The 26,941-nt window shown below is 53.8% G+C and carries 28 protein-coding genes and 3 pseudogenes; 18 read left to right on the top strand and 13 right to left on the bottom strand.

Annotated features, from left to right (window positions below; all coding sequences use genetic code 11):
* The first annotated feature begins 174 nt into the window (after positions 1-174).
* From JCM15831_RS18900 to JCM15831_RS12550, 3 genes are all read left to right on the top strand, one after another.
* Positions 175-1,965, top strand: coding sequence for a methyl-accepting chemotaxis protein (locus tag JCM15831_RS18900; protein ID WP_051528508.1), 1,791 nt, complete (start codon positions 175-177; stop codon positions 1,963-1,965).
* Positions 1,966-2,319: 354 nt separating this feature from the next.
* Positions 2,320-4,020 (top strand): type I restriction enzyme HsdR N-terminal domain-containing protein, encoded by a 1,701-nt coding sequence (locus JCM15831_RS12560; protein WP_025824542.1) that lies wholly within the window; start codon positions 2,320-2,322, stop codon positions 4,018-4,020.
* Positions 4,021-5,057: 1,037 nt separating this feature from the next.
* Positions 5,058-5,486, top strand: a complete 429-nt coding sequence (locus JCM15831_RS12550) for a hypothetical protein (RefSeq protein WP_025824541.1) — start codon at positions 5,058-5,060, stop codon at positions 5,484-5,486.
* A 180-nt stretch (positions 5,487-5,666) separates the two neighbouring features.
* On the opposite strand, the gene JCM15831_RS12545 is transcribed toward JCM15831_RS12550, so the two are convergent.
* The 3 genes from JCM15831_RS12545 to JCM15831_RS20465 form a co-directional block, all read right to left on the bottom strand.
* On the bottom strand, positions 5,667-5,855 hold the full coding sequence (locus JCM15831_RS12545) for a hypothetical protein (protein ID WP_025824540.1): 189 nt from the start codon (positions 5,853-5,855) through the stop codon (positions 5,667-5,669).
* Positions 5,852-6,103 carry a hypothetical protein gene (locus tag JCM15831_RS12540; protein WP_156938886.1) on the bottom strand — a complete coding sequence of 84 codons (252 nt, stop codon included), beginning with the start codon at positions 6,101-6,103 and terminating at the stop codon, positions 5,852-5,854. The genes JCM15831_RS12545 and JCM15831_RS12540 overlap by 4 nt, the downstream gene beginning before the upstream one ends.
* A gap of 211 nt (positions 6,104-6,314) precedes the next feature.
* A complete protein-coding gene (locus JCM15831_RS20465) occupies positions 6,315-6,668 on the bottom strand; it encodes a helix-turn-helix domain-containing protein (protein WP_198024329.1) in 354 nt (117 codons plus the stop codon).
* 219 nt (positions 6,669-6,887) lie between these two features.
* Between JCM15831_RS20465 and JCM15831_RS12530 the strand changes: the two genes are divergently transcribed.
* Together JCM15831_RS12530 and JCM15831_RS21635 are read left to right on the top strand one after the other, a co-directional pair.
* The gene (locus JCM15831_RS12530) at positions 6,888-7,094 is read left to right on the top strand and encodes a hypothetical protein (protein ID WP_025824537.1); all 207 of its coding nucleotides are present in this window, start codon (positions 6,888-6,890) and stop codon (positions 7,092-7,094) included.
* Between the two features lie 65 nt (positions 7,095-7,159).
* Positions 7,160-7,306, top strand: coding sequence for a hypothetical protein (locus JCM15831_RS21635; protein ID WP_156938885.1), 147 nt, complete (start codon positions 7,160-7,162; stop codon positions 7,304-7,306).
* 99 nt (positions 7,307-7,405) lie between these two features.
* Here JCM15831_RS21635 and JCM15831_RS12520 read toward each other — a convergent pair whose 3' ends face one another.
* Positions 7,406-7,696: a hypothetical protein gene (locus tag JCM15831_RS12520; RefSeq protein ID WP_025824536.1), complete on the bottom strand. Its 291-nt coding sequence runs from the start codon at positions 7,694-7,696 to the stop codon at positions 7,406-7,408.
* A gap of 453 nt (positions 7,697-8,149) precedes the next feature.
* Here JCM15831_RS12520 and JCM15831_RS24060 point away from each other — a divergent pair, with 453 nt between their 5' ends.
* Positions 8,150-8,437, top strand: coding sequence for a 4'-phosphopantetheinyl transferase superfamily protein (locus tag JCM15831_RS24060; protein ID WP_373277652.1), 288 nt, complete (start codon positions 8,150-8,152; stop codon positions 8,435-8,437).
* 94 nt (positions 8,438-8,531) lie between these two features.
* Here the strand turns inward: JCM15831_RS24060 and JCM15831_RS12515 are convergent, their stop codons facing one another.
* Genes JCM15831_RS12515 through JCM15831_RS12505 form a run of 3 tightly spaced genes read right to left on the bottom strand, consistent with a single transcriptional unit; the run spans position 8,532 to position 10,668 of the window.
* On the bottom strand, positions 8,532-9,296 hold the full coding sequence (locus JCM15831_RS12515; protein WP_084490695.1) for a TonB-dependent receptor: 765 nt from the start codon (positions 9,294-9,296) through the stop codon (positions 8,532-8,534).
* A complete protein-coding gene (locus JCM15831_RS12510) occupies positions 9,233-10,150 on the bottom strand; it encodes a TonB-dependent receptor (RefSeq protein ID WP_035774475.1) in 918 nt (305 codons plus the stop codon). Before JCM15831_RS12510 ends, JCM15831_RS12515 begins: the two co-directional genes overlap by 64 nt.
* On the bottom strand, positions 10,072-10,668 hold the full coding sequence (locus tag JCM15831_RS12505) for a hypothetical protein (protein WP_035774474.1): 597 nt from the start codon (positions 10,666-10,668) through the stop codon (positions 10,072-10,074). The genes JCM15831_RS12510 and JCM15831_RS12505 overlap by 79 nt, the downstream gene beginning before the upstream one ends.
* A gap of 415 nt (positions 10,669-11,083) precedes the next feature.
* Here JCM15831_RS12505 and JCM15831_RS12500 point away from each other — a divergent pair, with 415 nt between their 5' ends.
* The gene (locus tag JCM15831_RS12500; protein ID WP_306301851.1) at positions 11,084-12,439 is read left to right on the top strand and encodes a prolyl oligopeptidase family serine peptidase; all 1,356 of its coding nucleotides are present in this window, start codon (positions 11,084-11,086) and stop codon (positions 12,437-12,439) included.
* A gap of 261 nt (positions 12,440-12,700) precedes the next feature.
* Positions 12,701-13,989, top strand: a pseudogene (locus tag JCM15831_RS18890) (DEAD/DEAH box helicase).
* Positions 13,990-14,079: 90 nt separating this feature from the next.
* Here JCM15831_RS18890 and JCM15831_RS18885 read toward each other — a convergent pair.
* From JCM15831_RS18885 to JCM15831_RS21615, 6 genes and pseudogenes are all read right to left on the bottom strand, one after another.
* Positions 14,080-15,093 carry a chorismate transformation enzyme, FkbO/Hyg5 family gene (locus tag JCM15831_RS18885; RefSeq protein WP_025824531.1) on the bottom strand — a complete coding sequence of 338 codons (1,014 nt, stop codon included), beginning with the start codon at positions 15,091-15,093 and terminating at the stop codon, positions 14,080-14,082.
* Between the two features lie 497 nt (positions 15,094-15,590).
* Positions 15,591-15,800: pseudogene (locus JCM15831_RS22950) on the bottom strand (IS5/IS1182 family transposase); the annotation flags it as partial.
* A gap of 17 nt (positions 15,801-15,817) precedes the next feature.
* Positions 15,818-16,600, bottom strand: a pseudogene (locus JCM15831_RS22945) (IS5 family transposase).
* Positions 16,601-16,825: 225 nt separating this feature from the next.
* Positions 16,826-17,377 carry a hypothetical protein gene (locus JCM15831_RS21620; RefSeq protein WP_156938882.1) on the bottom strand — a complete coding sequence of 184 codons (552 nt, stop codon included), beginning with the start codon at positions 17,375-17,377 and terminating at the stop codon, positions 16,826-16,828.
* Positions 17,355-18,464: a glycosyltransferase family 61 protein gene (locus JCM15831_RS21120; RefSeq protein WP_198024327.1), complete on the bottom strand. Its 1,110-nt coding sequence runs from the start codon at positions 18,462-18,464 to the stop codon at positions 17,355-17,357. Before JCM15831_RS21120 ends, JCM15831_RS21620 begins: the two co-directional genes overlap by 23 nt.
* Positions 18,465-19,340: 876 nt before the next feature.
* Positions 19,341-19,655, bottom strand: coding sequence for a hypothetical protein (locus JCM15831_RS21615; RefSeq protein ID WP_156938881.1), 315 nt, complete (start codon positions 19,653-19,655; stop codon positions 19,341-19,343).
* 311 nt (positions 19,656-19,966) lie between these two features.
* On the opposite strand from JCM15831_RS21615, the gene JCM15831_RS12475 reads away from it, so the two are divergent.
* From JCM15831_RS12475 to JCM15831_RS12445, 10 genes are read left to right on the top strand one after another with little or no spacing between them, the layout of a single operon-like run.
* A complete protein-coding gene (locus tag JCM15831_RS12475) occupies positions 19,967-20,248 on the top strand; it encodes a phosphopantetheine-binding protein (protein WP_025824530.1) in 282 nt (93 codons plus the stop codon).
* A 5-nt stretch (positions 20,249-20,253) separates the two neighbouring features.
* Complete coding sequence (locus JCM15831_RS20460; protein ID WP_156938880.1) at positions 20,254-20,808, top strand: COG4648 family protein; 555 nt, start codon at positions 20,254-20,256, stop codon at positions 20,806-20,808.
* 20 nt (positions 20,809-20,828) lie between these two features.
* Complete coding sequence (locus JCM15831_RS21990; RefSeq protein ID WP_198024326.1) at positions 20,829-21,122, top strand: hypothetical protein; 294 nt, start codon at positions 20,829-20,831, stop codon at positions 21,120-21,122.
* A 32-nt stretch (positions 21,123-21,154) separates the two neighbouring features.
* A complete protein-coding gene (locus tag JCM15831_RS20450; protein ID WP_051528506.1) occupies positions 21,155-21,940 on the top strand; it encodes an AMP-binding protein in 786 nt (261 codons plus the stop codon).
* The gene (locus JCM15831_RS20445; RefSeq protein ID WP_051528505.1) at positions 21,931-22,158 is read left to right on the top strand and encodes a hypothetical protein; all 228 of its coding nucleotides are present in this window, start codon (positions 21,931-21,933) and stop codon (positions 22,156-22,158) included. The genes JCM15831_RS20450 and JCM15831_RS20445 overlap by 10 nt, the downstream gene beginning before the upstream one ends.
* The gene (locus JCM15831_RS20440; RefSeq protein WP_051528504.1) at positions 22,155-22,454 is read left to right on the top strand and encodes a hypothetical protein; all 300 of its coding nucleotides are present in this window, start codon (positions 22,155-22,157) and stop codon (positions 22,452-22,454) included. The genes JCM15831_RS20445 and JCM15831_RS20440 overlap by 4 nt, the downstream gene beginning before the upstream one ends.
* 55 nt (positions 22,455-22,509) lie before the next feature.
* On the top strand, positions 22,510-23,361 hold the full coding sequence (locus tag JCM15831_RS12460) for an LpxL/LpxP family acyltransferase (RefSeq protein ID WP_084490692.1): 852 nt from the start codon (positions 22,510-22,512) through the stop codon (positions 23,359-23,361).
* Between the two features lies 1 nt (position 23,362).
* The gene (locus tag JCM15831_RS12455) at positions 23,363-23,974 is read left to right on the top strand and encodes a LolA-related protein (RefSeq protein ID WP_025824527.1); all 612 of its coding nucleotides are present in this window, start codon (positions 23,363-23,365) and stop codon (positions 23,972-23,974) included.
* Positions 23,964-26,288 carry an MMPL family transporter gene (locus tag JCM15831_RS12450; protein WP_025824526.1) on the top strand — a complete coding sequence of 775 codons (2,325 nt, stop codon included), beginning with the start codon at positions 23,964-23,966 and terminating at the stop codon, positions 26,286-26,288. The genes JCM15831_RS12455 and JCM15831_RS12450 overlap by 11 nt, the downstream gene beginning before the upstream one ends.
* Positions 26,285-26,941, top strand: a complete 657-nt coding sequence (locus JCM15831_RS12445) for an alpha/beta hydrolase-fold protein (RefSeq protein WP_025824525.1) — start codon at positions 26,285-26,287, stop codon at positions 26,939-26,941. The genes JCM15831_RS12450 and JCM15831_RS12445 overlap by 4 nt, the downstream gene beginning before the upstream one ends.

Here is a 26,941-nt window from a genome sequence, read left to right as displayed (position 1 = left end):
CTCGCATCGATACCGCTTTTCTTAAAAAATCCGCAAGAATATGAAATCTTTATTGGCTTAACCTTTCAGCAAACCATTGCGCCGATTGTTAAAGCCGAAGCGTGTTTTCATTGAATAATTTTGACCTTCCAGGCCACGTATCGATGGCGCATTATAATTGAGGAATTAAGCGTGATGAAACATATCCCGGTCACAGGGAAATTCCTGGCCGTCCTCGCGCTTTTTGCTGTCTTCGTGATCGTCACCGCCGTCTTCGTCACAGGCAAGATGCGTGCGATCGATACCACCTATTCCGATCTGACCGATCGTCAGAGCGCTGCCGGTGTCTTTATGACGAGAGGCAGCCGCGCCCTCTCAGACGCAAGTGCCAGCATCGGCGATTTATTGATGTCACGGACCGACGAGGGCAATCAGAAGGCTCTGAAGGACCTGGCGGATAATCGCACCGAATTCACTCAGTTGTTCGATAAAAGCGCCTCGCTGCTTCCCACCCACACGACACAATACGCGGCGCTGGAGAAAAAGGGATTACAGGTGCTCGATCAGACCTGTGCCGAGACGCTCAAGCTTGCCGATAGCACAGACGACAAGACGCTTGTGAGAGCCCAGAATCTCTATCTCACCGTCTGCCGACCGTCCATTGCCGCGTATGAAACCGAAATTCGCACCGTGATCAATGATCTCCTGAAAGAGACCAAAACGATCAACGACGCCACAACAGACGTCACCAACAGCACGATCCACACGACCTGGGCGCTGATCCTTGCCGGCCTTCTGATCGTTGCCACGGGTGCCTTTTTTGCTGTGCAGGCCTGGATCTCCAAGCCTCTTACCGCCCTCGCCTCGACCATGTCCGGCATTGCGGGGGGTGATTTCGCCCGCGTTGTGATCGGCGATGACCGTCGGGACGAGATCGGCACCATTGCCCGCGTCGCGCTGATCTTTAAAGCCACCGGTGCCGAAAAGCTCGCTCTCGAGGCTGAAGCGGCACGGCAACGCGAAGCTGCCGATCTGGCTCGTGAGCGGGACGAACAGGCGCAAAAGGCGCTCCTGGCCAAGCAGGCGCAGGTCGTCGAAGCCCTTGCGACAGGTCTCGAGCGTCTGTCCAACGGCGATCTGGTTTTTCGTCTGAACGATCCGCTTGCCGTGAATTACGAGAAGCTGCGGACCGACTTCAACGCCGCCATGGACAGGCTTCAGGAAACGATTGGCGTCATTGCCGACACGACCTCGAACATCCGGACCGCGACAGTCGAGATCTCGACCGCGTCTGACGACCTCTCACGCCGGACCGAGCAGCAGGCCGCGAGCCTGGAGGAAAGCGCGACCGCGCTTGACGAAATCACCGCGACGGCACGCAAGACCGCCGAGGGCGCCAACCACGCCCGCACTGTGGTGACGAGCGCCAAGGATGTGGCCGATCAGTCGAGCATCGTGGTCGGCCGTGCTGTCGAAGCGATGAGTGGCATCGAGCAGTCATCCAAACAGATCAATCGGATTATCGGCGTGATCGATGAGATTGCGTTCCAGACGAATTTGCTGGCGCTCAACGCCAGTGTCGAAGCCGCGCGAGCGGGAGACGCGGGAAGAGGCTTCTCCGTCGTCGCATCGGAAGTGCGGACCCTGGCCCAGCGCTCGGCTGACGCCGCCAGTGAGATCAAGGGCCTGATTGCCGCCTCGACCGAACATGTCGGCCACGGCGTCGGCCTGGTTGCGGAAACCGGTGAGTCACTGCAGCGCATCGCGTCTCAGGTTGTCGAAATCAACTCAATCATCAGCGTCATCGCCGCCTCGGCTCAGGGGCAGTCCGCCGGGCTCAGTGAGGTGAACACGGCCATCAACCATATGGACAAGGTAACCCAGCAAAACGCCGCCATGGTCGAACAGTCTACTGCGGCCAGCAAGAGCCTCGCACAGGAGACAGAAGAACTCGCAAACCGCATTGCTCGCTTCCGAATTAGCTGAGGCTCACTAAAAAACGTGTTTGGTCGGAAGCAGGTCATAAAGACGTTAGACGGCGCTGGATGAGGTAGAAAGGCCGCCTCAAAGGTAGCCGGTCAATGGAGTTCTAATCATCCCTCCCCCACCGCGCACGGCTGCGCTAGAGCCTGACGGCAGATACTCCACTACGCACTGTCAAAGTGCCCTGAACGACTGCTGACTTCAGCGTGTTGCAGGCGAAATGCACGTGCATTTTGCTGCGGGGCGCGTCGACTGCCAGACCAATACTTGGAGTATATAACTCGTAGGCCACATACTTTCATTGTTCGCGTTCCCATCGGCGCCTAAGATCAAGATTGAATAATAGTGGGATAGAGCATGACCTCTGATGTCTGGACGCAGCCAATCTCGTTTGAGACCCTTCAATTCTCCAAACGACTGGAGCCTTTGGCGCCCAGACTTATGGAAGACTTGCGCAAAGTCGAAACACTGAATGTTTCAGATTTTACGGAAGCTGAGGTTCGTGCCTTCGTCATTGATCCGATCATCAACGCTCTCGGCTATGCAAAGGGCACGAACTTCTCGGTCGATTTAGAGCGCAAGATTGAATTCCTCGGGAGAAAGAAGTTTCCTGACTACAAACTCAATCTCTGGCAAGAAGATTTTTGGTTGATCGAGGCCAAGCGCCCACGAGACAGCAAGGAATTTGGATATAAAGATCTTGCTCAGGCAATTGAATACGCCTGCCATCCAAATATCAACGCCGCCCTCGTTGTCCTCTGCGATGGCATCAAGATTGAGGTCTTTGATCGTGAGATAAGCGTGACCGAGCCTGTTATTCGTTTACCCCGAGAAAGAGTGGCCTCTGAATTCGATAAGCTTCGATATCTACTTGAACCGTGGCAAATATGGTTTTTCCAGAAGCGACGCATCGCACGACTACTCGACAGGGTTTTCGACCATGAATTCAACATGCATCGTGTCGAAGAGTTCAGAAAGTTAATAGGCGCACGTTTGGCTGGCAAACGTATGCTTATCTTAGATAATTTTAGGAAGCAGATATCTTCTGACAGTCAAGATGAACGAGACGCAATCAACGACGCGTCGCTTGAAGACCTGGTCGAAATCCATATGTTCCAGCAACATAGTGTCGTCACAACCAACACGCTTGTGACGACCTTGGCTAGACGAAGTATTCCGTACCCTTTCGAAGTCTTACTCCAAGTCTTTCCTAATGAGGTGCGTGATGTGTCAGATATCTACGTCGGCCACGCGCTTGCCTACTTGATGGAATTGGACCGACAGGGCCTAGAGAAGATTCCCGTCGTGCCGATTTGGTTGGATGCTGGTTCTGGTACGAACACCGATTTGAAAGGCGTAATCGAGAGGTTCATTGGACTTTGCCTCTCATACTTCGAAGACGATGAACCCAGGCGGTTGATCCTTCTCGCGGCCACGGCCTATCGGCGCGTCTTCAAGGTTCTGCTGATGCTAGATGAAACACTATGGGCTGTGGCCGAGGCTCGCCATTTCATTCTACGCTTTGAAACGCCCGAGCTTACGTGGAGGCAAATCGTAAGCTCGCCTACTGGGCACGCCCTCGGTATGCTCAACGCATCTACGATTACGGCTACTTCTCGTTTTGTAACGGGCCTTCAGTCAGGTGGCGGTGCGTTCAAAGTAGAAATCGCAAAGCTGCAATTACAGCAAATCTGGGACATGGAGAAAAAACTTCTCGCAAAAATTCCTGATTACCCGAAGATCAGAGACGAGCGAAACCTCGATGAAATGCTTCCAACAGAATGTTGCTCTGTTGATTTTGATTATTTAGGTCATTTAATTCTTTGTCTTTTGCCTCCTTTCCCAAAATGGGAACGATATATCTTGGATAATCACCTTACAGAGGTTACTAATCTTGCTAAATTACAATCTTGGTCAGCAAAACAGCTATTGGGTATTGAGATTAGTGACGAGCTCCAACCGCTAGATGACGAATTTCTTGCAAACCGATTTTTCCTCGGTGACGTGGAAACGCTTCGGTTCTTACGCGCCAAATATACTGGGAAAATAGTGACCTAAGTTGTTTTGATTTCGAAGTCTCGCGGAAAAATCAAAATTTCGGCACGCAGCCCAATGACCAGGGTGGACATTCAATACCGGTTTCGTCCTAAATTACCAAAGCCGCGCCGTTGAATCTTAAGGACCGGAAGATAAGTTGCTTAGGCCTGCGCGAACGACGGTGTCCGCCATAACCGGACACTCCTGATACCCGACTATCAGCTACCCGCCCATTTAGGGACAAGGAGCCCCATTGCGGGTTCCTAGGAAACCAGCCTGCTCCGGGAGCGCTTGTATTTTCAGATGGTAAAAGACGCTGGATAGGTGGAAAACCCTACAGCAGATCCCTCACACCAGGCTGTGTGCCTTTAATTATATTACTCATCCCGAAATAGTACCGCGATGAGGCACATCATCGACATAGCGATCAAGGGAAGATATTCGCACCAAAACTCTCTTTTTTGTCGATCTAATGTGAGGACTGAGTCGATTACCGTCGCGCCACGTATCTCAGATGTCACCTATATCTTGCTCGGGTCTTATTTGGCTGTACAAATGGAAGCCGCCTGAGATTTCCTCGCCCGGCATATAGATATGCTTCAGAGTTTGTCAGCGTTCCCCTTGGAGCTTATGCGTCTCGCCGAGAGTATCGATACTCTCTATCACGTAATAACTGCGCTCGTGAGGGTGACAACGCCAGCAAGAGTCCGGCGATGTTAGAAAACCATTTAAGCAGAGGGTGAGGGTAAATTCACTTTTTCTAACGCTTTTCTTCTCTTGCTGCTTCCAGTCCGATCTGAATCAGACGGCGCGCGGCTTCTGCTCTCGTTGGCAAATCGGGCTGTCCTCGCCGCCATTGATCAATCTCATCACCAAGTTCCGGAGGGAGGCGCAATTCGAATCTGGAGGGTTTTCTTTCCATGAGTCGTAACTACGCCAGCTACGTAGGAACCGTCAATTTCATTGACTTACCCCGTACGTACCGTATGCTACGTATCGACCGAGCGGAGAGTTCCAGCTCCACCGCTCGGCCTAACCTCCAGCAAGGACATACCTCCATGCCAAAGGCTGACGCCTCCTCTAGCACAACTCGACGTGCTGTCCTCTCCCTTCTTGCCGCCCTGCCCCTTGTCGCGCCGCACGGCACACCTTCATCGTCGGCAAAGGCGTCCGACGACACCGATGCCGCGCTGCTGGCTCGCCTCACGCAGGCCAGCGCCACCTCTCAGCTTCTGCAGGACCACGCGGATGAGCTGAATGATGAGGAGTATCTCGCCCTCACCTGTCATTTCGACGCTCAATTAGCAGCCCTGGCCGAGATCAGGGCCGTCACCCCCGAGGGGCTCGACGCCAAGGCGCGTTTCATCCAGCTCTATCTGCCGCCCTATCTGCATAATGCCGAGGCCGACGAAAACAGCCCCCAGATACGCCTCCTGTTCAGCTTCTTCGAAGACGCTACCCGCTTCGCACAACAACGCATCACCTAAGCGAAACTGTTTTCGCGCTCTTCTCGGAGAGCGCGAAAATAAGTGCGGAAAAACACCTTCGCACGGCTCTTCACCCGTTAAAGAATGTCGGTCGGCGGAGCGTCGCTCCTCCTACCGCGCCGCACGTGCGTCAGGCTGACTGCGTCGGAGGCATTGCCTCCGTCTCACGTGGGGCTAGGCTCATGGGGCCTCACCATCCTTCATCGTGCCAAGGCTCTCCTCCGGCTTCAGCAACCTGTCCAGCACCCGCATCTGCGCGCGCAGATCGCGGCACCGCAAATAATGGCGGATGACGCCCACCAGATGCCAGGTCAGAAACGCCCCCAGCACCGCCAGAACCACGACAACCCTCACGGCCCCCTCGGTCATGCCGCGTCACCTGTCTGAGATACGGACCGCAGCAGACCAGAGGCACAGCGCAGGCCAAGCACCGCGTCAATCGAGCCGGAGACGCGCTCAAGGTCTCTCAACCGCAGGCGTGGCGTCGTCCTGATCGGAAACAGGCCGAACGTCAGGTCGGCTACGAGGCGCATTTCGTCAAGAAGGGCCGGAAGCGTGGTTTCGGCACTGCCATGCCGCGCGACGGGCATAATCCACGCCTTTTGTAAGGGTGCCATCAAGCGTCTCCCTCTTTCCAAGAGGCGTGCAAAATGTGCCTTCAAAGCACATGGGGTCAAGCATGGATGTGCCTATAGGGCACAAAACCTCTCGCTCGGGTCCGGTTTTCGCTGGATCGTGACCATAGGCTGATGGATCTGAGGTTTGCGTTCGCTTTTTGTTCCGAATTCCTTCGCGCAGGAACGCTGAGAGACCCGAAACGAAAAGACCCTACGCCGTGCCGCTATCGATGCCGTCGGTGGGTTTTCCAAGCTTGGTCATGAGAAGATCGAGCGCATCGCGCTCGTCAGCAGACATCGCACGCCATGCCCTGATCAGCCCGATCTCGGTGCTGTCCTCAATCACGCTACAACCCGATTTTGCGACTGGAGCACGCACCCCAAACCGCAGAAAATCGAGGGAAACGCCGTAGAAATCGGCCAGAGCGCACATCTTCTTCCAGGTCGTCGGAAGACTCTTGCTCTCCATTTTGGACAGATAGGAACGCTCAATGCCGGTCGCTGCGGATACGTCGGCCTGACCGAGCCCGGCCTTGTCGCGCAACCTTCTCAGACGAGTGCCCATATCTTCTTCCATGGAAAGATTTTGCCAGATCGTTCAATTCTATGTGTGATCTGAGGGCACTTTTCAACGTGCCGCCGTTTTAAGTCAGCCCGGCAGGCTGGCCTTGTGGGCTGACAATCGGTCTCCGGACTTAGCGTCACTGAAGGTCGGCACATGATATATTTTGTCACGAATCCGATACCAAGCTAGGCTCGTGCTTCAGAATGTGATGGAGCCGTCATGACACTGTCCCGTGGACATCTCTTCTTCGCCGCTCTGTTTGCGGTGCAGATCTCACAAGAGTTCGCAAAGGCCTCCAGAGGCGACACCTTTCTCGGCCATCACGCCCATATCGCCGCCTATGTCGCAGCGCTTTGCGGGTGCGCCATCCTCTATCTGGTCGATTTCTCTACGCGAGGGCTCAAAGCCCGACGACACCGCCTCTGATCCTGATCCCGAACCCGCTCCACGGGCAAGATATCGGGCGACACTCATCGATCATCGGAGGAGAAATGAACGAGACCAGGCTGGATATCTTCAACGGCGCGTTCTTTGGAATTTTGTTCTTCCAGCTGATCGAGCCGCTCACTGCGCCAGGACACTGGCTGGCCTCTTTTCCCTACGGCGCAGTCTTCATCGGCGCATCGGGGGATGGCTGATTGTGACGGCCCTCAATCTCACTCTGACTGGACTGGAATATCTGGGGAAAAAGCCCGGCAGCGAGAGGTCAGAGGCTGACGGGCGCAGGCCTTAGCGTCTCAGTGTTGCAGTGCAGGTTCTTCCTTGAACGCTTGCGCCTGCTCCATAAGCCAAAGCGCAAGCCACTGCTGCCACTGGGAGAGCGTCGTCGCAGGCAGAGTGTGCAGTTGAATGCGAAGGGACATTCTCGCCGCAGCATCCCATTCTGCGTCCGACGCGAAGGAAATGTCATCGTCTTCAGCAACTCTGGGGCGGGGCACCGCGTATTCTAGTTCAACCTGAAATAGATCAAGCCCCGCTTTGGAAATCGAAAGACTTTCAATGTGTAGTCTGGGTTCATTAAGGGTCATCAAATTCATCCTGTGATGAAGGAGGTGGGCGTGTGGCGAAGGGTCGAACTTCGTCGCACGTTAAATATTACTACTCGGTTGTTTGGAGTTGCGGCCGACGGTTGTCGCCTATCAATACAGAAAATTTCCCTCAGCTATGAGAGAACAAGGTGATCGATACGAGAATTACTCAATATTGCAAGAGCAAAACCCAATACCGTACCGATATCGCGAAGTTTTAACGAATTAATCATCAATCCGGATCCGATTTCATCTAATACTCAAAAAAATATTCCAAACGGCATACATTGTCGAAATCCACTGTTATCTCTGAATCGATCAGCGCGATGAGCTTTGGAAGCGATTTGAGTACAGACGAGAAAAAATTATATTTTGTTTCCTCATCACAATAGATTCTTAAATATTGAACGCCGTGCCACTCAGGATCTCTACAGCCTGCCGCACAGTGTTGTCATGGGATCAGCTGAAGACAGACTCACGACCACTTGTTCCAGTTGCGTCTGTTTCGAGCGGGCCTTCTCGGCGAAGGAGGCCGCTTTCAAGGCGTTCTATCCTATAGCGCGGCGATTGTTCGAGTTCCAAGATGTTGAAATTGTCTCTGCACGGGCAGACGGCCCATCATCGCTACAGCTTTTGCGTGATCTTGATCGGCCGTGTCGTGCGGGCAGCACCGACGCCACGTATCACGCAGCACTCAATAAAGTTGATTTGAGCATTACGGGCGTACCCAAAGAAGCTTGATGTGTCAGACCCGGTGGCTAAAGAGCCTATGTCCCTCCATCGGCTCCGGAGCGAAGTAACCCATCGCCCCGGACCCGGTCGCTCTTCAACAAGGTCAGAGACGACCCTCTACTGTGAAACCAAAGGCGCGAGGCTGCCCAACCTGCGCCTGAAGACCGGCCCAGTTCGTCCGACCGCTATACAGGATATGCTCGTTGGTAAGGTTCTTGCTGTAGAATCGAATGGCGTAATGACGTGTCCGATAGCCGATATTGGCATTGAGAACATTATAGTCCCCCCCAACGACCCCCGTTCCACTCTCGACCTGAGACGAATAGCTCCCAACCCGGTTGAAATTGGCGCCCATAAACAGCCCGTTGTGGAAGCGTTTCTCCACACCGATATTCAGCGTCGCTGACGGCGCGTTGCTGAATTTTTTGCCAACAACGGACTGATACGCTGCAGGGGCGTCCAGGATCTTCGTATCCAGAAGGCCCAACCCACCGAAGAACTCCAGGGTCTTCGTCACGTGATAGATCGCTTCAAGTTCGAGACCGAGGCTGCGACCATGGGGAATGTTGACGAACGTATAGTTCAGAAGATCCTGATAGCCGTGATAGTCGTTATAAAAGAGGTTCGTGTTAAGGCTGAGCTTGCGATGCAGAAGCTCCGTATGGCCGCCTAGCTCATAGGTCGTCACGGTCTCCTTGCCGTATTGGTAATATGTGCCCTTATCCCAGTCGATCGCGCCGCCGCCCGGGTTATACCCCCGTCTGACCGTGAAGCTGGCGCTCGTCACGGGTGTGAACGTGTAACTCAGTCCGCCCTTGGGCAAAAACATCGTCGTTCCCGCGTTGAGAGCGACCTTACCCCATGACATGGCAACGTTTCGCTGCTGTTCTTCACGCTCACGCGTGCACCCGCAATCAGGTTCAGCCCCGCAATAAGATGCAGCGTTCCATCCACGTATCCCGCATATGTCCTTTCTGAATCAGGGCCGTTGACGCCCATGTCGGACCGAATATTCTGATCGCGATTGAAGTAGTAAAATCCGGCAACGCCGTTGAACCGACTATGCTCTGGCGCCAGAACCAGACGATCTTCCACCGTATTGTTCTGTTCCGTCAGCCTGAGATGTCCAAGGCTGTTTGCGCTGCCCAGATAATCGGACTGTGTGAACGCTGCATCATACCAGACATGCCCGTAAGTCAGCTCATTGGTCAGCGCAGAAGAAATCTTGTAACTCGCCCGCAGGCTCGCCTGATCGATGCTGGAATCAGACACGCGCGTGTTCATATCCGGGTTATCGAAGCGATATCGAAAAAGATCAGGGCCGTTTGCGGTATAGAGATATTCACCATGCTGCTCGCGATGCCAGCCCATCAGTGTCACGCTTAGCCTGGGTAAAACCTTTGGCGTCCACAGCAATTTACCACGTACGGAAGTCTGGCTGATCTCGGACGGGTCAAAAGGCCACCCTTTGCCGGGATAACGAATATAACTGTCGCCCCGCGTTCCATCGGCTGTCAGGCGAAAGGCAAGTTCATCCTTGATGATTGGCCCCGACACCATCCCCGCGAAGACACCCTTGCTTCCGGCACTCTCATATCCACCACGGACCGCAGCATCCCAGTACTGGGTCGGCGCCTTCGAGTTCAGGGTGATGGCGCCACCAATGGCATTTCGTCCCTGGGTCGTGGCCTGAGGACCCCGCAGAACACTGACCTGATCCATATCCAGGTGCCTGCATCGACATAGCGCTGACCGAAATAGGTCTCGGGCAGACCGTCAATAATCGTCGCTGTCCGAGGGCGACTTCCGGACATCAGGCTAAAAATACCACCAGCTGCCCCGGATCCCGTCATACCGCGGATTGTCGGAATGTCCGCCGCATTGCCGATCATGTTGGGAACACGGTTCACCACATCGTAAAGCGAGCGGTAGTCACTGGCGTCGAGATGACGCAGAACAGTCACGGCAGAGTTTGTATTCTGCAGGCGATCAAGCGTCTGGCCAACAACAACGATACGCTCGATTGACTCACCGTTATTCAACTTGCCCTTCTTGACCTTGTCATCCTTGGAAATTTTCGCCTGCGGATGCGGCTTTAAGGTGCCTTCCGAAGCGACTTCTGACGGCGCGGCAAGTGCGTTCGTAGTCCAGAGAGCGTCCCCGGCACTCCCTGCAAGCGCTGTAAAGGCGTAGAGGAAAAGACACCGCACTCTGAGTGCGGAAGGTTCTGGTCGCGACATTGATGATACTTTTCTCGATGAGCGTCGATGTTTGCGCTTGTTTGTTGATAACGATTCTCAGTTGCATTATCAATACGAATCAAGCGCTCCCGCTCTCATTTCCTAACCGCGAGGATCACGTCGCTGCGTACTCTATTTACCTTGTGCACGGACCGCGTTCGTGGGGAGAGGCACTATGCTGCGTCTCTCGCCGGAAACCTCCTCAACGGTGTTCCCTCGACCCGCTAATCAAATTTCCTCTTTTTTCGGCAGAAAACGCGACTTTGATACGTGCCCAGGACAGTCCGGACCGACCTGATGGAGGGAAAACATGGCTCGTTTGACGCGCAGGCGCCTCTTATTGGGGGGCGTCGGACTAACCGGCGGTTTGGCAACCGTGATGAGAGGACCATCAGCAAGTGCGCAGAACGGCTTTATGAGCGCTTCGGCACCTGAGGGCCCGACGCGGCGTACTCACGCCAGGCCCGGTATTCAGGGTGTTACCACGCTTTGCGAAGTCACAGGGGGCGGTCAGAAAGTTTTCGGCGTTGCAATCGAGTATGACACGTCGATCGATCCCAGAAGCATCACGCCCGAAACATTCGCGCTGAGTGTCGTTCCTGCGGCGAAAGGCTTTTTTCCCGGCATGCCGCAGGAGCCGGACAAGAATGCTTCCGATCAGAAAGCTAGTCCCCGCGCGGTGGTCGCGACCTATACCAACGCCACGTCGACGATGCGCGCCGATGCCAGAAGCGTTCAGGGCCGCTTTGTCATTGCAGAATTCGCTCGCGACCCCGATCTGAGCCTGCCGACAACCGACAGCGATAAGATTGAGGTTGTCCAAAAATTCGCCCTTCGCACCGATACTGGAGCGGCTTATCCACCAAGTCCCAAATCATGGACAAACACCGAAGGAAAACGCACGCATGTGTCCATACGCGGCGTCGATGCCTGGGAGCAGAATCATTGGTGGTGGGACGATGAACGCGCCACTTATCTCGAATACAGTATTTTCCTTCCCAAATCCTTCCTCGAACCCGGCGGGGAGAAAAAAGCCTACCCGCTCCTGCTCGCCGTCACCCATTCGGGAACCAGTCCGGACGGTACCTGTGCCCAGACACTGACCGAGCAATGCATCGCGACGATCTGGAGCTTGCCCGAGAACCAGGCAAAGCATGAATGTGTCATCGTGACCCCGCGCTACGAACGCACCACGATGAATGATTATTGGGAACATACGAACGACGTCGAAAACACATATCGACTTGTCCAGTCCCTCATCGACGGTCATTGGAATTTCGGCAACCCGAACCGTGCCGACCGCAAGGACAAGACGCTCAGGATCGATCGTAACCGCATCTATTGCACAGGCTGGTCCATGGGAGGCATGACCTCACTCTGGCTTATGGCAAAACACCCCGACACTTTTGCCGGTGGACTGGTCATTGCAGGGCAGGAGAGACCTGCCGATATGATATCTCTCGCCCATCAGAACGTGCTCATCATCACCGGAAGCGAGGATGACAAGGCAACCCCCTGGAACGAGAAATGCGTTCCGGTCTGGCAAAAAGCGGGCGGCAAGGTCACGCGCCCAACCGAGCTTCTGGACCCCGCGACGATCTTCCCGATCGACCAACAGCAGGCCTTGTCGCACAAGATCAACGACTATCTCGGTCAGGGTGGCAACATCACGTTTCTGACTTTTGACGGGGTCGATCATCTGGGATCGTGTCGAAAGTTTTTCTACATCGAAGCAGCACGCGACTGGCTGTTTCGTCAGCGAAAGATCTGACACGGAAAAAATCGTCGCTTCCCGACATCGGAAATGAGATCTGGGCCATTCTTCGCTCTTTCACGAGCTCCTGCTCCCTCAGGGAAATGTTCGATACTTCCCTGACAGCAAACGATCTACGCAGCGAAATATTCTGATCAGACCTCAAGGGAACCGCTTATTCGTTGACGTAGATCAAGTTCATGAGCACAAGGGCGTGATCGAACCCAGAATGCCCGCCAAGGCGCAACTCATCTCATGCGCCGGAGGCGCTTGCTTATCATGACCACGACGTTTGACGATCTCGCGCTCGCGCCCACAATCCTGCAGGCGCTCAACGAAGCGGGATACAAGACACCGACGCCCATTCAGGCGCAATCGATCCCTCTGCTTCTGCAGGGGCGTGATTTGCTGGGTATGGCCCAGACGGGAACCGGCAAAACTGCGTCCTTCGCACTGCCGTTGCTTCACCGTCTCGCAGCCGATCCCCGCCCTGCCCCCAAAAACGGTGCGCGCGTGCTCGTGCTGGCACGACGCGCGAGCTGGTCAGCCAGATCGCGGACGGGTTCGAGACCTTCGGCCGTCACCTCAACTTCAACGTCACCACGATCTTCGGCGGTGTCAGCCAGTTTCATCAGGTCAACGCGCTGAAGGAAGGCGTCGATATCATCGTCGCGGCACCGGGCCGTCTGCTCGACCTGATCGAACAGGGCGCGTGTGATCTTTCCACGCTCGAAGCGCTGGTTCTCGACGAAGCCGACCAGATGCTGGACATGGGTTTCGCCAAGCCCATCGAGAAGATCGTCGCCACGACCCCCGCATCCCGTCACACGATCCTTTTCTCGGCCACGATGCCGAAATCCATCGCCGCTCTGGTCGACAGCCTGCTAACTGATCCGGAGAAAGTAGAGATTGCTCCTCCGTCGACCACGGTCGATCGTATCGAGCAAACGGTCATGTTCATGGACGCAGCAAACAAGAAGGCGGCTCTGCTCTCCCTGCTCAACGCTCCGGATGTCGGACAGGCCGTCGTGTTCACGCTTCAGAAGAACATCGCCAACGAAGTCTGCGCGCATATTACAGAGGCTGGCATCACGGCCGAGGCGCTGCACGGTAACAAATCCCAAGGTCAGCGCGAACGCTCACTTGAAGCGTTTCGCGAAGGTCGGGCACGTGTCCTTGTCGCCACCGATATCGCCGCACGTGGCATTGACGTCGATACGGTCACTCATGTCGTCAATCACGATCTTCCGAGCCTTCCTGAAGCCTATGTTCATCGCATCGGTCGCACTGGACGTGCCGGCCGCAGCGGTCAGGCCATCACCCTTTGCGATGCCGAACAGCGCGCCTGGCTGCACGATGTGGAACGCACCATTGGCCGTACGCTGACAGTGCATGAAGATCATGAATGGCATTGTGAAAAAGCACGCCATTCCACAGCGCGCGCGCCCGTTCTTGGCGGCGGTCCCGCAAAGAAGATCAAGGAGCCCAAGGTACGCGAGCGTAAGGTCTGGACCGACGAAGAGAAAGCAGCCGCTCGAGCTGCCGCCCTCGCTGCCCGTGACAATTGAGACTCCGGGTCAGGCGAGCTTGAAGCCTGACCCCATCACCTCGCCTCCCACGCCAGTTACCCCTTAGACGCGACGAACCCTGATGGCTTGCTAGAAGAACTCGATAATGCCCTCGATTTCGAGGTCGAGCTCCGACCTACAAATGTCAGCTCGCATGAAAACAACATTCGTCTCTGCCAGAGCAAAGGCGTTCAGGACAGCAGGCCTGACGTAGTTAAGATCCAAGACGTCTCGATAATAGACTTTCAAAGATTGAATGCTCCATCGTTCGAATTCGTGTTCAGAACGAGCGCGATCGATGATGATTTCAATGTTGTCTTTGGTATTGTCTATCTGCGTCTGCAAATCAGAGACTATCGATTCATGGCCTATAATACTTGCCGTGCCAGAAACATAGAGGATCGCTCGGTCTCGCTGGTGAAGCATTGTAGCACGGGCGAATGACGGTGAACGCGGGCCGTATTGGGTGGGGTATCGAAATGCTGGTATTTGACGGGGATTTTCCAGATTAACCGTCAATGCTTCTTTATGGGCAATCAGAAAAACAGCTAGACCTCCGTCACCGAACCCTATCGCAGTCGCCGCAGGCAGATCGTCAAGAGAATAGCCAAAGTCGCTAAAGGCAATCGCTCGTCCCTGACTGAAATCGCGATATCGCTCCAGACCTTGACTATTTGCTTCGTTTATTTTTCCGATGTAATTCCAAATGCGATATATCGACCTGTAGCCTTGAGCTTCCACGAGCCGCAGAACACCCTCGTAAAGTGCCTGCACCGAATCAGTCAGAATATCCCGATCTTCGAGGTAGGCAGCGATAAAAAGATTGTCGCCGTCTGATGTCCAGGCTCCGTTCGCAAAACGTCCGGATTTTTTGTTGACGGAGTCCGATCGCAAATCACTGCGCCAATATTCAGTGCAATGATTGCCCTGAGACGGAATCGAAAAGACAAGAACGTCATCTTCCAGATTGATGTAGGAATTTTCCGACGAGTACTTGACCAGAGCAAGACAAGGACTCTCCTTAGGGTCACCGAGATTATAATGCGGTAGCAAGACATGATTGGCTGACTGCCACGGCACAGGATGCCCCTTGTCATCGATCATCGGCGATACTCCCTTGCTCGTTCTTGCTGAATAGAACGAGATCGATACATTATATCCCACAGATCATAAACGCGCGAGTATCTTACCACAGCGCAGTACGTCATCGTGATAACGGAAATGGTAAATCCGGTTCACTGTTATTTATGACGAAAGGGACTTTCCTCTTTTTTTGTCAATTCAGTCACTACCGACTTTGCTTGTTCTCTACAGTCATGCCCTATATCCAACGCGGCGTATGAACCAGCTCTTTCGCTTAATTTCGCTCTAGGCTCAGCATCACGAATGAATCTTCTCCGATCTATCCCGCTTTGAACCCGTAAAAATAGCCCACTCGAGCGCTCGTATCGGCCTATCTCATTGTCAACTTGGAGGGATCGAAGAAGCTTTTGTTTATGCAGCTGGATGATGATTGCAGAGTTCCGATGTGTTGATTGGCCGTACTCTGGCCTGATGTCCCCTTGCGCCTGCTTCGCGCACAAATAAGTGTCTTTCGACTGCTACGCTTCAGCACAGATGCGTTTCAGAAATAGGAAACGACGGATTTCATAGTCGATCTCGGTCAGTCAAATCCCTTTCGTGGCCCGAATGACTCCCATTGTTCGGATGAACAGTCACGTTTGTGATTTCTGATCGGCAAAGACGTGCTCAACGCGAGATCGGATTACCGTCTTCACTGTGGTGGAGCGCCGGATGTGGGTTTGAAATGGGGCAGCTTCCTTTAAACCTATAAGCTCTGTTCGGTCTTGATGGGATCTGCGGCGGCTGCGATGCAGCTCTTTGAGAAGGGGGAAGCGGCGGTTTTCTCGTAACGGGTGGCAATGGCCTACGCTCTTTGAGGCGAGCCCATGGATTTTCCACCAGGTGACGATTTTGATAGGCCTATTTGGGGCACGAAAGGGACGGCTCATTTTGTTTGGTCGGAATGACTGGCCGCGAGCCTTTGCTCCACAAATCTTCACGAAACCGGTTTGAGGCATATCCCCGGTCACAGACGACACAGCGCGGCGCAGTCGGCGATGCGTCCAGGAGAGCTATGGCAGACGGCAGTTCGTGCGCCTGCCCCGGGGTCAGGGTAAATGACAGGGCTTTTCCGCGCCCATTGGCCGCTGCGCAGACCTTGCTGCCAAAGCCTCCGCGCGAACGGTCAATTGCCCGACAATTGCTCCAGTTTTTTCGCCCCCCCCTTTTTGACGGGCCCTGCCGCCTTGTGATGCGCCTTGATGTTCGTGCCGTCGAGAAAGACCATGCCCAAGGCTGGATCCCGGTCTTTCACCTGCTCCAAGAGTGCCTCCCACACACCGAGCTTCGCCCAGCGAATGAACAGTTAAGCTGCGGTCCATCAGGGGCCGAACTCCGAAGAAAGAGATCGCCATTTCGCGCCGTTCTGGTGACGCCAGAGCATCGCCGATACCGTCAGGCGCAGGTTGCGTGGCGGTGTTGTTTTGCCTTTGGGTCGCTCCGCCTCGATCAAAGGCTCCCAAACCCGCCACGTATCATCAGAAATCACAGACTGCATCATGCTCATCATAAAAAGCTATGCAGACCTACTGCATCTTCAAGACCTAATAGGCCCTAGTCTGCCAGCCGTGCTGCATAGCAATCCAACAGATGATAGCTCCTGATCTGTTCAAACCGCAGATCAGAAACCATCGTGGTAGACGACTATCAGCACCCCAACGCTCAGAAATCGAACGCCAGGCATCTCAACCGATGGTTCTTCGATTCCTCTAGGTCATTCCATATGAGTGAGGGTCAATGAGAAATTGCCATCCGCTACCAGCCTATCTTTAATTCTCAACGCAGCAGAGAACAATTCTTTTTTCTCCTCATGGTACCTAGAAAGAACGAAAGAATAACGCCCTATAATAAGCAAATAAATTATTGAAATATATTCAAAAGTGTCACTTCCATTTTTATAAGGAGTTTTACCTACTAAGTTTAGTGTCAAGCTTTCCCATTCTTGGAATGAATCTGCAGTTGCATCAACGTTTCCACCAGACTGTTGGTTCTGAAAACAAATAAAATTTTGAGATCCTTGTACTTTTATACCGAAATATGGCCCGTTTTTCACTAGTTCTACAGGCATAATAGCATTATGAACGTCGTCATAACGGACACGTAGAGGTAAAATATTATCGCTATCCGCAGATATGAAATAAACGCTCTCATCGTCTCGAATTTTTAATTCTACAAGATACGCCTTTTTATATTTTTTATCAGAGCATGATTTTAAATAACCACTCCTAGGATCACAATGCACTTCAGTACCGTGAATCGTGGTCATGCTGTAAAAAATTTATGTTCATTCCTATATTTTTTGGGTAAAATCCCATATTAGGAATAGATGTTGAATTTCTTTGGACACAAAATAAGTCAAGTATACTTTCAGAAACAGAATCTACATCGCCCAGAGTTTTGGTTTCTAAATAATTGTGGTCAGGGAAATCAGAATTTCGGATATCTGATATATTGTAATACTCTATTCTTGATTTATTAACTCTATCCATAAGTAGAAAATTAAGAGAGGGTTTGCCTTTTAAATTTATAGCGATTCCTTGTGGAGAGTTCGTAAAGATACTAGTATGAAATGAAGAACCAAGAATTCCAGAAACTATATTTTCATCTCGATATAAAGAAATTTGATCGAATAGTGACAAATTCTGAGGGTGAATAATTTTCACATTTTTCTTTGACAGTTTTTCTTCAAAAGCGGCTTCATTATCTAACTTGATTGTACCGCACATTAATTTCGATCGGGATAAGTAGATATTTTCTTTCTTCATTTTCAGGCTTGATTTTTCATAAGCCTTATCTCCAATCTCATTGCAAAAACGAGCGAAGACGCTCGAACAATGATTATCCTCACCAAAAGAAGGGAAAGGTATCGTCAGCTCTCTAATAACAGAGGGTTCTGATGGTATAATAAAATCTTTCTTTTCGAGATCTAGTAAACCCAAAAAGTCACGAAGCCAGGAACATGAAAAGATATTATCAATAGAAATGTCGCTATGTAACAATATTGGCCTTCCGTTCCTTATTTCTTTTAGGCACCATACTCGCGACAGGAACTCCGTAATGAAGTGTCCGTATTGATAATTTATAAACCCGGTATAAACTGCGGAATCAATTATATTGGTGCAGTTTGCATTCTTTATATTAGAAATAACTGGCTGACCTTTTGACTCCAATGGATTTTGCCAAAAAAAGGCACATTGATTTATCAAAAGGCCATCTCGCGAAAAAACACCGTAAGAATGATCTAGATGTCTAGTAACGGGAACATACAGGGCATCTCTTAAGGTAATCACATCGGGTTCATCATGGAAAATTTTTCCGGAACTCGAGTTGATAGGTGTTGAGTATAGAGCCAATTTATTCTCCAACAACTAAGAAAGTTTTGTAACGCTTGACATACCCTTCGAACCTTTGCAACTCGACAGAAGCTAGCTCCACAAATCGAGCAGGTTTGGTGCTTAGTAAGCGATAGTTTAGTTATTGTTATGCCGTCATTCTGACAGCGGTGCTGTTTGACCCTCTGATCAAGGCAAAACGCGGTAGAACGTCTTAATACGCCTCTTCAAGCGCGAGTTTTGGCTGTGTGGACGAAAGATAGGCACGGTCTGCTTGAGATCAGTGTCACTGCCTGCCAGTGGCATAACGAACAGATAGGACAGGCACGAGGCGATCTGACGGATCAAGAATGGACGATGATTGGTTCACCTCTGCCACCTGGGCGTTGGACCCGTCCGTCTGAGCACAATCTGCCATTTCCGAGTGGCATGCTGTACGTTCCGCTAACGGGTTTTTCCCGGCAGGACATGTATGAGCGCTAGGGCACGTAGAACTCGGGTCTATGTCCGATTCCGGTATTGGGCTGAGCAGGGTGTCTAGGATGCTTCTTTACAGACCTTGGTGAATCTGGAGCCGACTGATGGCTGGCAACGTAAGATAGACAGCACCCTACTTCGTGCCCATTCAGACATCACTTGGGCAAAACGCGGGCTCATTTGGAGTTTTTCGATCGGTCACACGGCGCCTTTACGAGAAAGATCCGTGCCCGATGTGACAATCGGGGACACCCTCTCAGCTTTATTTATATCGGAGGCCAGGTTTGGGGCTATAGCACCAAAGCCACCCTGATGAGTCTGCTTGGTTAAAACCCTAACGCCATACTGGACGACCGGGGCTATGACAGTGAGAGTTTCCGCCAGGATCTACTGGTCCATGGGACCCTGGCAATTATTTCATCAGGAAAGGATCGCAGCACTCCGCAAAAAGCATGCTAGTAGCGTTACAGGGATCGCGATCGCATCAAGCGGATGTTCAACAGCATCATGCAGATGCGCCGCATCGCGCCCCTCTGCGACAAGATCACTCTGTCGTCTATGTGCTTCCTCAATATCGCCGCCGCAAAGATCTGGATCAGATACTTCGTCAACGTGACCTAGACGATACAACTTTTGCACCGGCGCTCTCGTTCCCTTGACGTTGATCAAGTGCGCTAAGATGCCGACATCGATGTACTGGTTGCGTGAATACCGCATCGGGATGATGTTGCCCAATTTGAGGTGAGAATTGCTCCTGCGATGAATTTTAGCGCTCGTGTCAGGATGAGGTTCATGCCCAATGCATCATAGGGCTACGTACGGACCAGGACGTACACGATGTAGGGTGCTGCAAGGGCCATTCTTGCGATGGAAACCGAAATACGGTGGCGATTCGACGATCATAAATTCATAGAAGTCGGCGACTGTCGCGAGGACGCCTTTTAGCAGCCCATCGGTCACGGGTTTTCGGCCGATATTCATTTCAGCTAAATCAATATGGCTTTTGCCTCTTGGTTGCGGACCGAGAAAGCGATAATCTTCTTATCATGTCTTCTCTTTATACCTCTCTGAGCACTGAAGAGGCCAAGTTGGCCACATTGATTGTTACGACCCTGAATCTGGAGATCGATTCAACGGACGTAACACCTGAGACACCTCTTTATGGGGAAGGTCTCGGGCTTGATTCCATCGACATGCTCGAAATCGCACTGGTCGTCTCTCAGGAATACGGTGTGAGGCTGCGGGCCGACGATGAGAATAACGGAAGCATCTTCGAGAATATCAGAAGTCTCTCCGCATATATTCAGGGTGAACAATCGACGATATGAGACCGATGCGTCGTATCCCGCCCGCCTTTTGGGCTGCGTTCGGGCTGATTGGTACGCCTCTAGTCTTCCACATGGTGATCTCCGTCCTTGAACACCATTCCGTCGATTTAAGTCTGTTCGGCATTTGCAAGGTCGGGGTCGTCTTCGCAGCCGCACTGGCTCACTGGCTTCTCTACGCCGGTCTGACGACGACATTTGCAATGACCTTGCGCCCGGAACGGACGCCACTCGTGACCGAGATGGCTCATCGGCTCCATGGACAGCACATCGCCAGGGAGCTTGAGCGGTATACTCGTCATGTGACGATTGCCTGGACTGTTTTCTTCCTGTCTCAGATGGCACTTTCGATCTGCCTTTTCTGCTTTGCGTCGCTCAAGACCTGGTCGTTTTTCGTCAATATTGTCGATCTTCCTTCCGTCGCGGCGTTCTTTGCGTTGGAATACGCCGTCCGCCAGTTCGCTCTGAAAAATCCTCCGAAGCACTCGCTGTCGCAGATCATCACCATGATCAAGGATTGTGCGAGCAGACCCGCCCCAGCAACAAAACCTCGTTCCTCCTGAGCTCACGAGAGGCATCACGCTTGCCGTCATCTACAGAAATGACTTACCCGGTTCTCTCTCACGCACCTGAGCAGGCAGTTGCCGTTCGTCCTGACAGAACGATCAGTGCAAGAGAGTTCTATCGCGATGTCAGCAGTCTGACTGAGCAATTGCCGCGGTCATCCTATGTGATCAATCTCTGCAGCGACCGCTATCGTTTCATGGTTGGTTTTGCTGCGGCCCTCTTGGCCAAACAGGTTACTCTGATGCCGTCGAATACGACATCGGAGACATTGCGGACCTTTTTGCCTCTTATCCCGGTCTTTACGTCCTGACCGATGGCGCGCCGACGGACCTGCCCTATTTTGTGTACCCTGCAGATCTGCCGGAAACCGGCATTCTGAACGTCACGGTGCCTGCCGCGCAGCAAGCTGTCATTCTGTTCACCTCAGGATCTACAGGCCAGCCAAAGCCGGTCCCCAAAAGCTGGGGTGTACTCGTCAAAAGCGCGCGCGCGGCGGGTGCTCACATGACAGATCCCGGGATCGAAGGCGGTTGTCTTGTCGGCACCGTGCCGCATCAGCACAGTTACGGTCTTGAATCGGTCATCATGCTTGCATGGCAACACGGGATGAGCGTGGCAGCCGACACCCCTCTTTTCCCGGAGGATGTGCGTCAGTGCATGCTTCGCATCCCCGCTCCAAGAATTTTGGTCACCACCCCGGTCCATCTTCGTGCGCTCGTTGAATCCGGCATCGATTTGCCCGCTACAACCCTCGTGCTGAGTGCCACAGCGCCGCTTTCGTCCGAGCTGGCCCAGCTGAGCGAAACCCGTTTTTCCGCACCTCTGCTGGAAATTTACGGCTGCAGCGAGGCGGGTCAGGTCGCGACACGTTTCACAACGCGCTGTCTGACCTGGTGCTGTCTCGACGATGTCGTTCTGCATCAGGATGAGCATGGCTGGTGGGCGACGGGCGCCGCAGTCGAAGGTGTTGCCCCTCTTCAGGACGTCCTCGAACCAGCCTCACCGGGTGAGTTCACTCTCGGCCCGCGCCTGGCCGATATGGTCAATATTGCGGGTAAGCGCAGCAGTCTCTCCTATCTCTCTCAAGTGCTCATGAGCATTCCCGGTGTACGGATGGCATGTTCGTAACATCTGACACGGAGAACGAAAGCGTGACGCGCCTGCGCGCCGTGGTCGTTGCTCCGGATCTCACGCGAGGCGACGTCATCGACGCTCTCAGGCACCTGATCGATCCCGCGTTCCTTCCTCGCCCGCTGCTCATGGTCGATGCGTTGCCGCGCAACGCCTTGGGCAAGGTCACCCGGAGCGCCGTCCTGCCTCTATTCGAGCGCGATCAAAAGCATTGAGCGAGACAACGACAATCGAGCTGCTCATACCGCTCGATCATCCAACGGCCGAGCTACATTTTCCTGGCATGCCCATTGTCCCCGGCGCCTTACTGCTTGATGAAATCGTTCAGCAGATAGCACCGGAACAGAGTCTGACATTCATAGACGTCAAATTCATTGCTCCAGCGCCTTTTGGAGAAACACTGCTTCTCGAACAGCACCCGGACGTCACGCATCAGGGCAGGACTCTATTCACCCTTACCCGGAAAGCGACAGGCGCCCCTTTGATGAAAGGGTCATGGCTCCTGCGATGACGCAATCATCCCTCCCTTGTGGCGCAGGCAGCCAGAGCGCGGATCACTCAGGGTAATGATCGTCGCTGCGCGTCTCGCCCTTCTCCTCGGTCAGAGAACTGCTCGGCTCTTCCTGTTACCCGCCTGCCTGTATTTCATGATTGTTGCGCCCAAAGCGAGGACTGCGTCACGGGATTACCTCCGTCGTGTGCTGGAAAGAAACGTCACGTGGCGGGATGTCTGCAGGCATTTCCTCTTTTTCGGGACTTGTCTGCTCGATCGCCTGTATTTTCTTGCGGGCCGATACGACGTACCTGACCTCACCGTCACAAACGAAGAGACCATTATTCACGCCACACGAGACGGCAAAGGATGCCTGCTACTCAGCGCCCATTTTGGCAGTTTTGAGGCCTTACTCGCGCTCGGTCGTGTCAAACACAGTCGCGCCCCGAGCCTGCTCATGTATCAGGAAAACGCCCGGAAAGTTCAGGCACTCTTCAGAGCCATTAATCCAGACCTTGAACTGGACATCATCGATCTGGGACGCCCGGATGCACTGATCCTTGCCGCTGAGCGCATTCGAACGGGACATTGTGTCGGGCTTCTGGCAGATCGTGATCTGAATGGCCGCGATCTCTTGGCCATGCCCTTTCTCGGTGACGATGCCCTGTTCCCACGAGGGCCTTATCGTCTGGCAATGGCTTTGCGTTGCCCGGTTGTCATGGTGGTAGGGCTTCATCAAGGCATGGGTCGATACGAAATTGTGTTTCATTCCCTCTCTTCCGCGCTCTCTGCGCGTCCTTCGGACCCGGAGCTCTGGGTGGAGGAGACAATGAGGTGTTACACCAGAAATCTCGAACAACTTTGCCGCGCAGCACCATTGAACTGGTTCAATTACTTCGATTTCTGGTCAAAAGGATCTCGCTGACATGCGTTTCCCAAAGCTTACGCCCGCTTTTATCGTCTGCACCTCTCTTGCGTGGTCTCTCTCCTGCTCCGGCCCGGCCTCGGCAGGAATGCGCGCGCAATATGGTCTGAACGATCTGATGCAGGATCTTGCCCAGGTGAAAATGGCAGACGGCCAGTTCGAGGAGATCCGACAGAGCAAACTTCTGGCCAGTCCAGTCAAAAGTTCGGGGACACTCCATTACAGCGCCCCTGACTTTATGCAGAAAACGGTCCAAGCTCCCGAGAAGCAGGATTTCATCCTCAAGGGCAATGAGGCGACTTTGGTCATGCAAGGCAAGACTCGGCATTTCTCGACCGGTCAAGCTCCTCAGCTCGCCGGGCTCGTCAATGGTATGCGCGCCACGCTCGCAGGCGACGGATCAACGCTCGACCGCCTCTACGAGACCCGCTTCAGTGGGACGCGGAACGAGTGGCAATTGCTCCTCATCCCGCGTGATGCCAAGCTCAGGCAGTTTCTCTCGTGGATCACTGTAAGCGGTTCAGACGCCATTATTGAAAAAATTGTCTCAGTCAGTGCTTCAGGCGATCTCTCTACCATGACCGTGAAGGAAAACGTGACACTTGCGCGCTGACCGCCGACCTCTGTGGGTTTTTGGCGTTACCATGCTGGTTTGCCTCACCTGCGTCGTCTTCGGCACCTATCGCACCGACATGGCGGCGTTTTTTCCGGCACCCAAAACCCTCGGAGAGACGGCCCTTCTGGCCCAGGTGAGCGGAGATGGGGCGGCGTCACGCCTGATTCTCGTCGCAATCGATCAGGCGCCGGAAACTGTCCTGACTGAATTCAGCGAACAGATCGCTTCCAGATTACGGCGAAATGCTGCGTTCGACGGTGTGCTTAATGGCGATGACGCGTCCATCGCCCCCATACAGCATTTCGTCTGGGATCATCGCTTTCAACTCGACCCCTCCTTGACTCCAGAGCGGCTGAACCGAGATGAAATCGAAAAATCTCTGCGACAGGATGCCTCTCTGCTGAGCTCCGATCTGGGCCCGATGCTGGCACAAAGCCTGCCTGCTGACCCGATCGGATCAGCCATGACGGTTGGTGAGGGATTACAGCAAAGCGGTGGTGCAGGACCGGAAACCCGAAGCGGTGTCTGGATGACCAAAGACGGCAGCAGAGCCATGCTCCTCCTTTACGCCCATGCCTCCGGTTTCGATCTCGACGCCCAGCAGGCAGCCCAGAAAAGCGTATCCGATGCTTTTGATGCCGTGCGGTCCACACTCAAACATCCATCCTCGGTGCGCTTGCGCATGAGCGGCCCCGGCGTCTTTGCCGTGGCATCGAGAGACGCCACAAAACACGATGTCTCGTTTCTGTCCCTTCTGGCAGCAGCAGGCGCGATCCTCTTTCTGCTTCTGGCCTATCGCTCTGTACTCACGCTCGGTCTGGCCTTGCTCCCCGTGATCGGGGCCATCCTCGCTGGCATCACCTTCGTTTTGCTCGGGTTTGGCTATGTCCATGCCATCACGCTCGGCTTTGGGGTTACCTTGCTCGGCGAGGCATTGGACTATTCAATCTATGTTTTGACGCAGAGCGACCCTTCGGAACATGCAACGGGCACCGCACGCAGCTTGTGGCCTACGCTCCGATTAGGGGCACTTGTCTCAATCGCGGGTTTTGGCGCGATGCTCGGCTCCGGTTTCATAGGTTTTGCGCAGCTCGGTCTCTTTTCCATGGTAGGCTTGTCAGTAGCGGTGCTTGTGGCACGGTATGTTCTCCCGAGCTTGGTTCCTTTCGGGTTCCGGGCAAAAGGGGCTCCTCTGATCGGACACCCTCTGCGCTTTATCCGGAGCCACCAACCCGTCATCCGTGGAGCCCTCGGTATCGCAGTGATTGCTGCTTGCGGCGCGCTCCTGACTCACAAGGGAGGTCTATGGCAGACCGATCTTCTGTCGATGAGCCCTCTTCCGCCAGAGACGCAGAAACTGGACACGACATTACGAAACGACCTCGGGCTCGTCAGTCCATCGAAATTTCTGGCATGGCGTGCGCGTAGCCGAGAGGCGGCCCTGGAGACGGGCGAGGACTTACGTCCGACCTTGGAAGCCCTCGTCACCAGAGGAGCGATCAAAGGATATTCGCTACCGAGCCTGATTCTGCCAAGCCGGAAGATGCAGGCTTATCGCCGCAACGTCTGGCCACATGGGGCGACGCTTCACCAACGTTTCGCCGAAGCACTCATCCATCTCCCCTTCAAACCGGACGCCTTCACGCCCTTCTTCGTCGACGTGGAGAAGGCGCGAACCGCGCCTGATCTGAAACCAGAAGATCTACCGCCGTTGCTCGGCCTACGACTGAGTTCCATGTTGTCTCAAAACGAGAAAATGGGCTGGGTCGTCCTAGCGCCGCTCGACGGGCTCTCCGATGAAGCTGGACTAAAAACGCATCTGCCGAGTGGCGTTGACCTCGTCGATCTCGAAAAACAATCCCGGGGGCTCCTGTATCGGTTTCAGCATGAGGCCGTGACGCTTGCGGTCATCGGAAGCATCGCGGTCATCGCGCTGATCCTTAGCTTCCTGCGCAATGTGCGGACAACAGGTCTCGTCATTCTCCCTCTTCTTGGCGCTGTGCTCGTGACAGCAGCGCTCCTGATGGCACATGGTGAAAAACTCTCGATCTTTATGATCGTCGGGTTCATGCTCATCGTCGCCGTGGGATCGAATTACGGATTGTTCTTCGCCAGAAGATACGAAAGCGACGAGAAACGTACGCACGCCCTCGCCTCCATCATGCTGGCAAATTGTTGTACCGTCGCGGCATACGGTGTCCTGTCATTCTCGGAGATCCCTGTGTTGCATGATGTCGGCAAGACCGTCGCAATCGGCACGTTTCTCTGCCTTTTGTTCGGTGCAGCCTTTACTAACGAGGCAAAAGCGTGAGTTCCGACGACCTGACATTCAAGCATTACCCTGCTCCTGCTGGCGACAATCGAGGCCGTATCCTTGTCCTGTTGTGCGGCGTTGGTATTCACCCCGCCGATTTCGAAACCGAGGGCTTTATCGAACAACTGCACGGAGCTGATTCCTTCCTCGACATTTGGGCCATCGCTCCTGCGCCGGACCTCTATTTCGAAAACCGCGTTGGCGAATACCTGCAAGCCACCTTTCTATCTCAGTTTTCGGGGCGGGAACTGCACCTCCTCGGGATATCGCTCGGCGCCATGGGGGCTCTTTGCTGTGCCGCGTGCGATAGTTCTGCTCTCAAGGGTCTCATCCTCCTCGCGCCTTTTCTCGGCACGCAGGGAACGATGGAAGCAATCGCCTCACGAGGCGGACTGGCCACATGGAAGTCGGACGATGTCAAACTGACGCCAATCGAAAAGACGAGCCTCCTCTGGCTTCGTGAGAGGCTGAACAGTGCGACGGGGGTGCCTCTCTATCTAGGGCACGCGCGAGACGACCGTTTCAAGGCTGGGCACCAGCTTCTAGCCCGTGACCTTCCCGAAGACCGGGTCGTCGAAGTCTCCGGCGGTCACGATTGGGATGCGTGGCGAGCCCAACTGGACGGGATACTCACCCGTTGGCCTCGCTGA

Source organism: Asaia astilbis JCM 15831, from assembly GCF_000613845.1.
Taxonomy (GTDB): Bacteria; Pseudomonadota; Alphaproteobacteria; order Acetobacterales; family Acetobacteraceae; genus Asaia; species Asaia astilbis.
The sequence above is the reverse complement of the archived record's forward strand: the minus strand, read 5'-3'. Positions and strand labels throughout refer to the sequence as shown.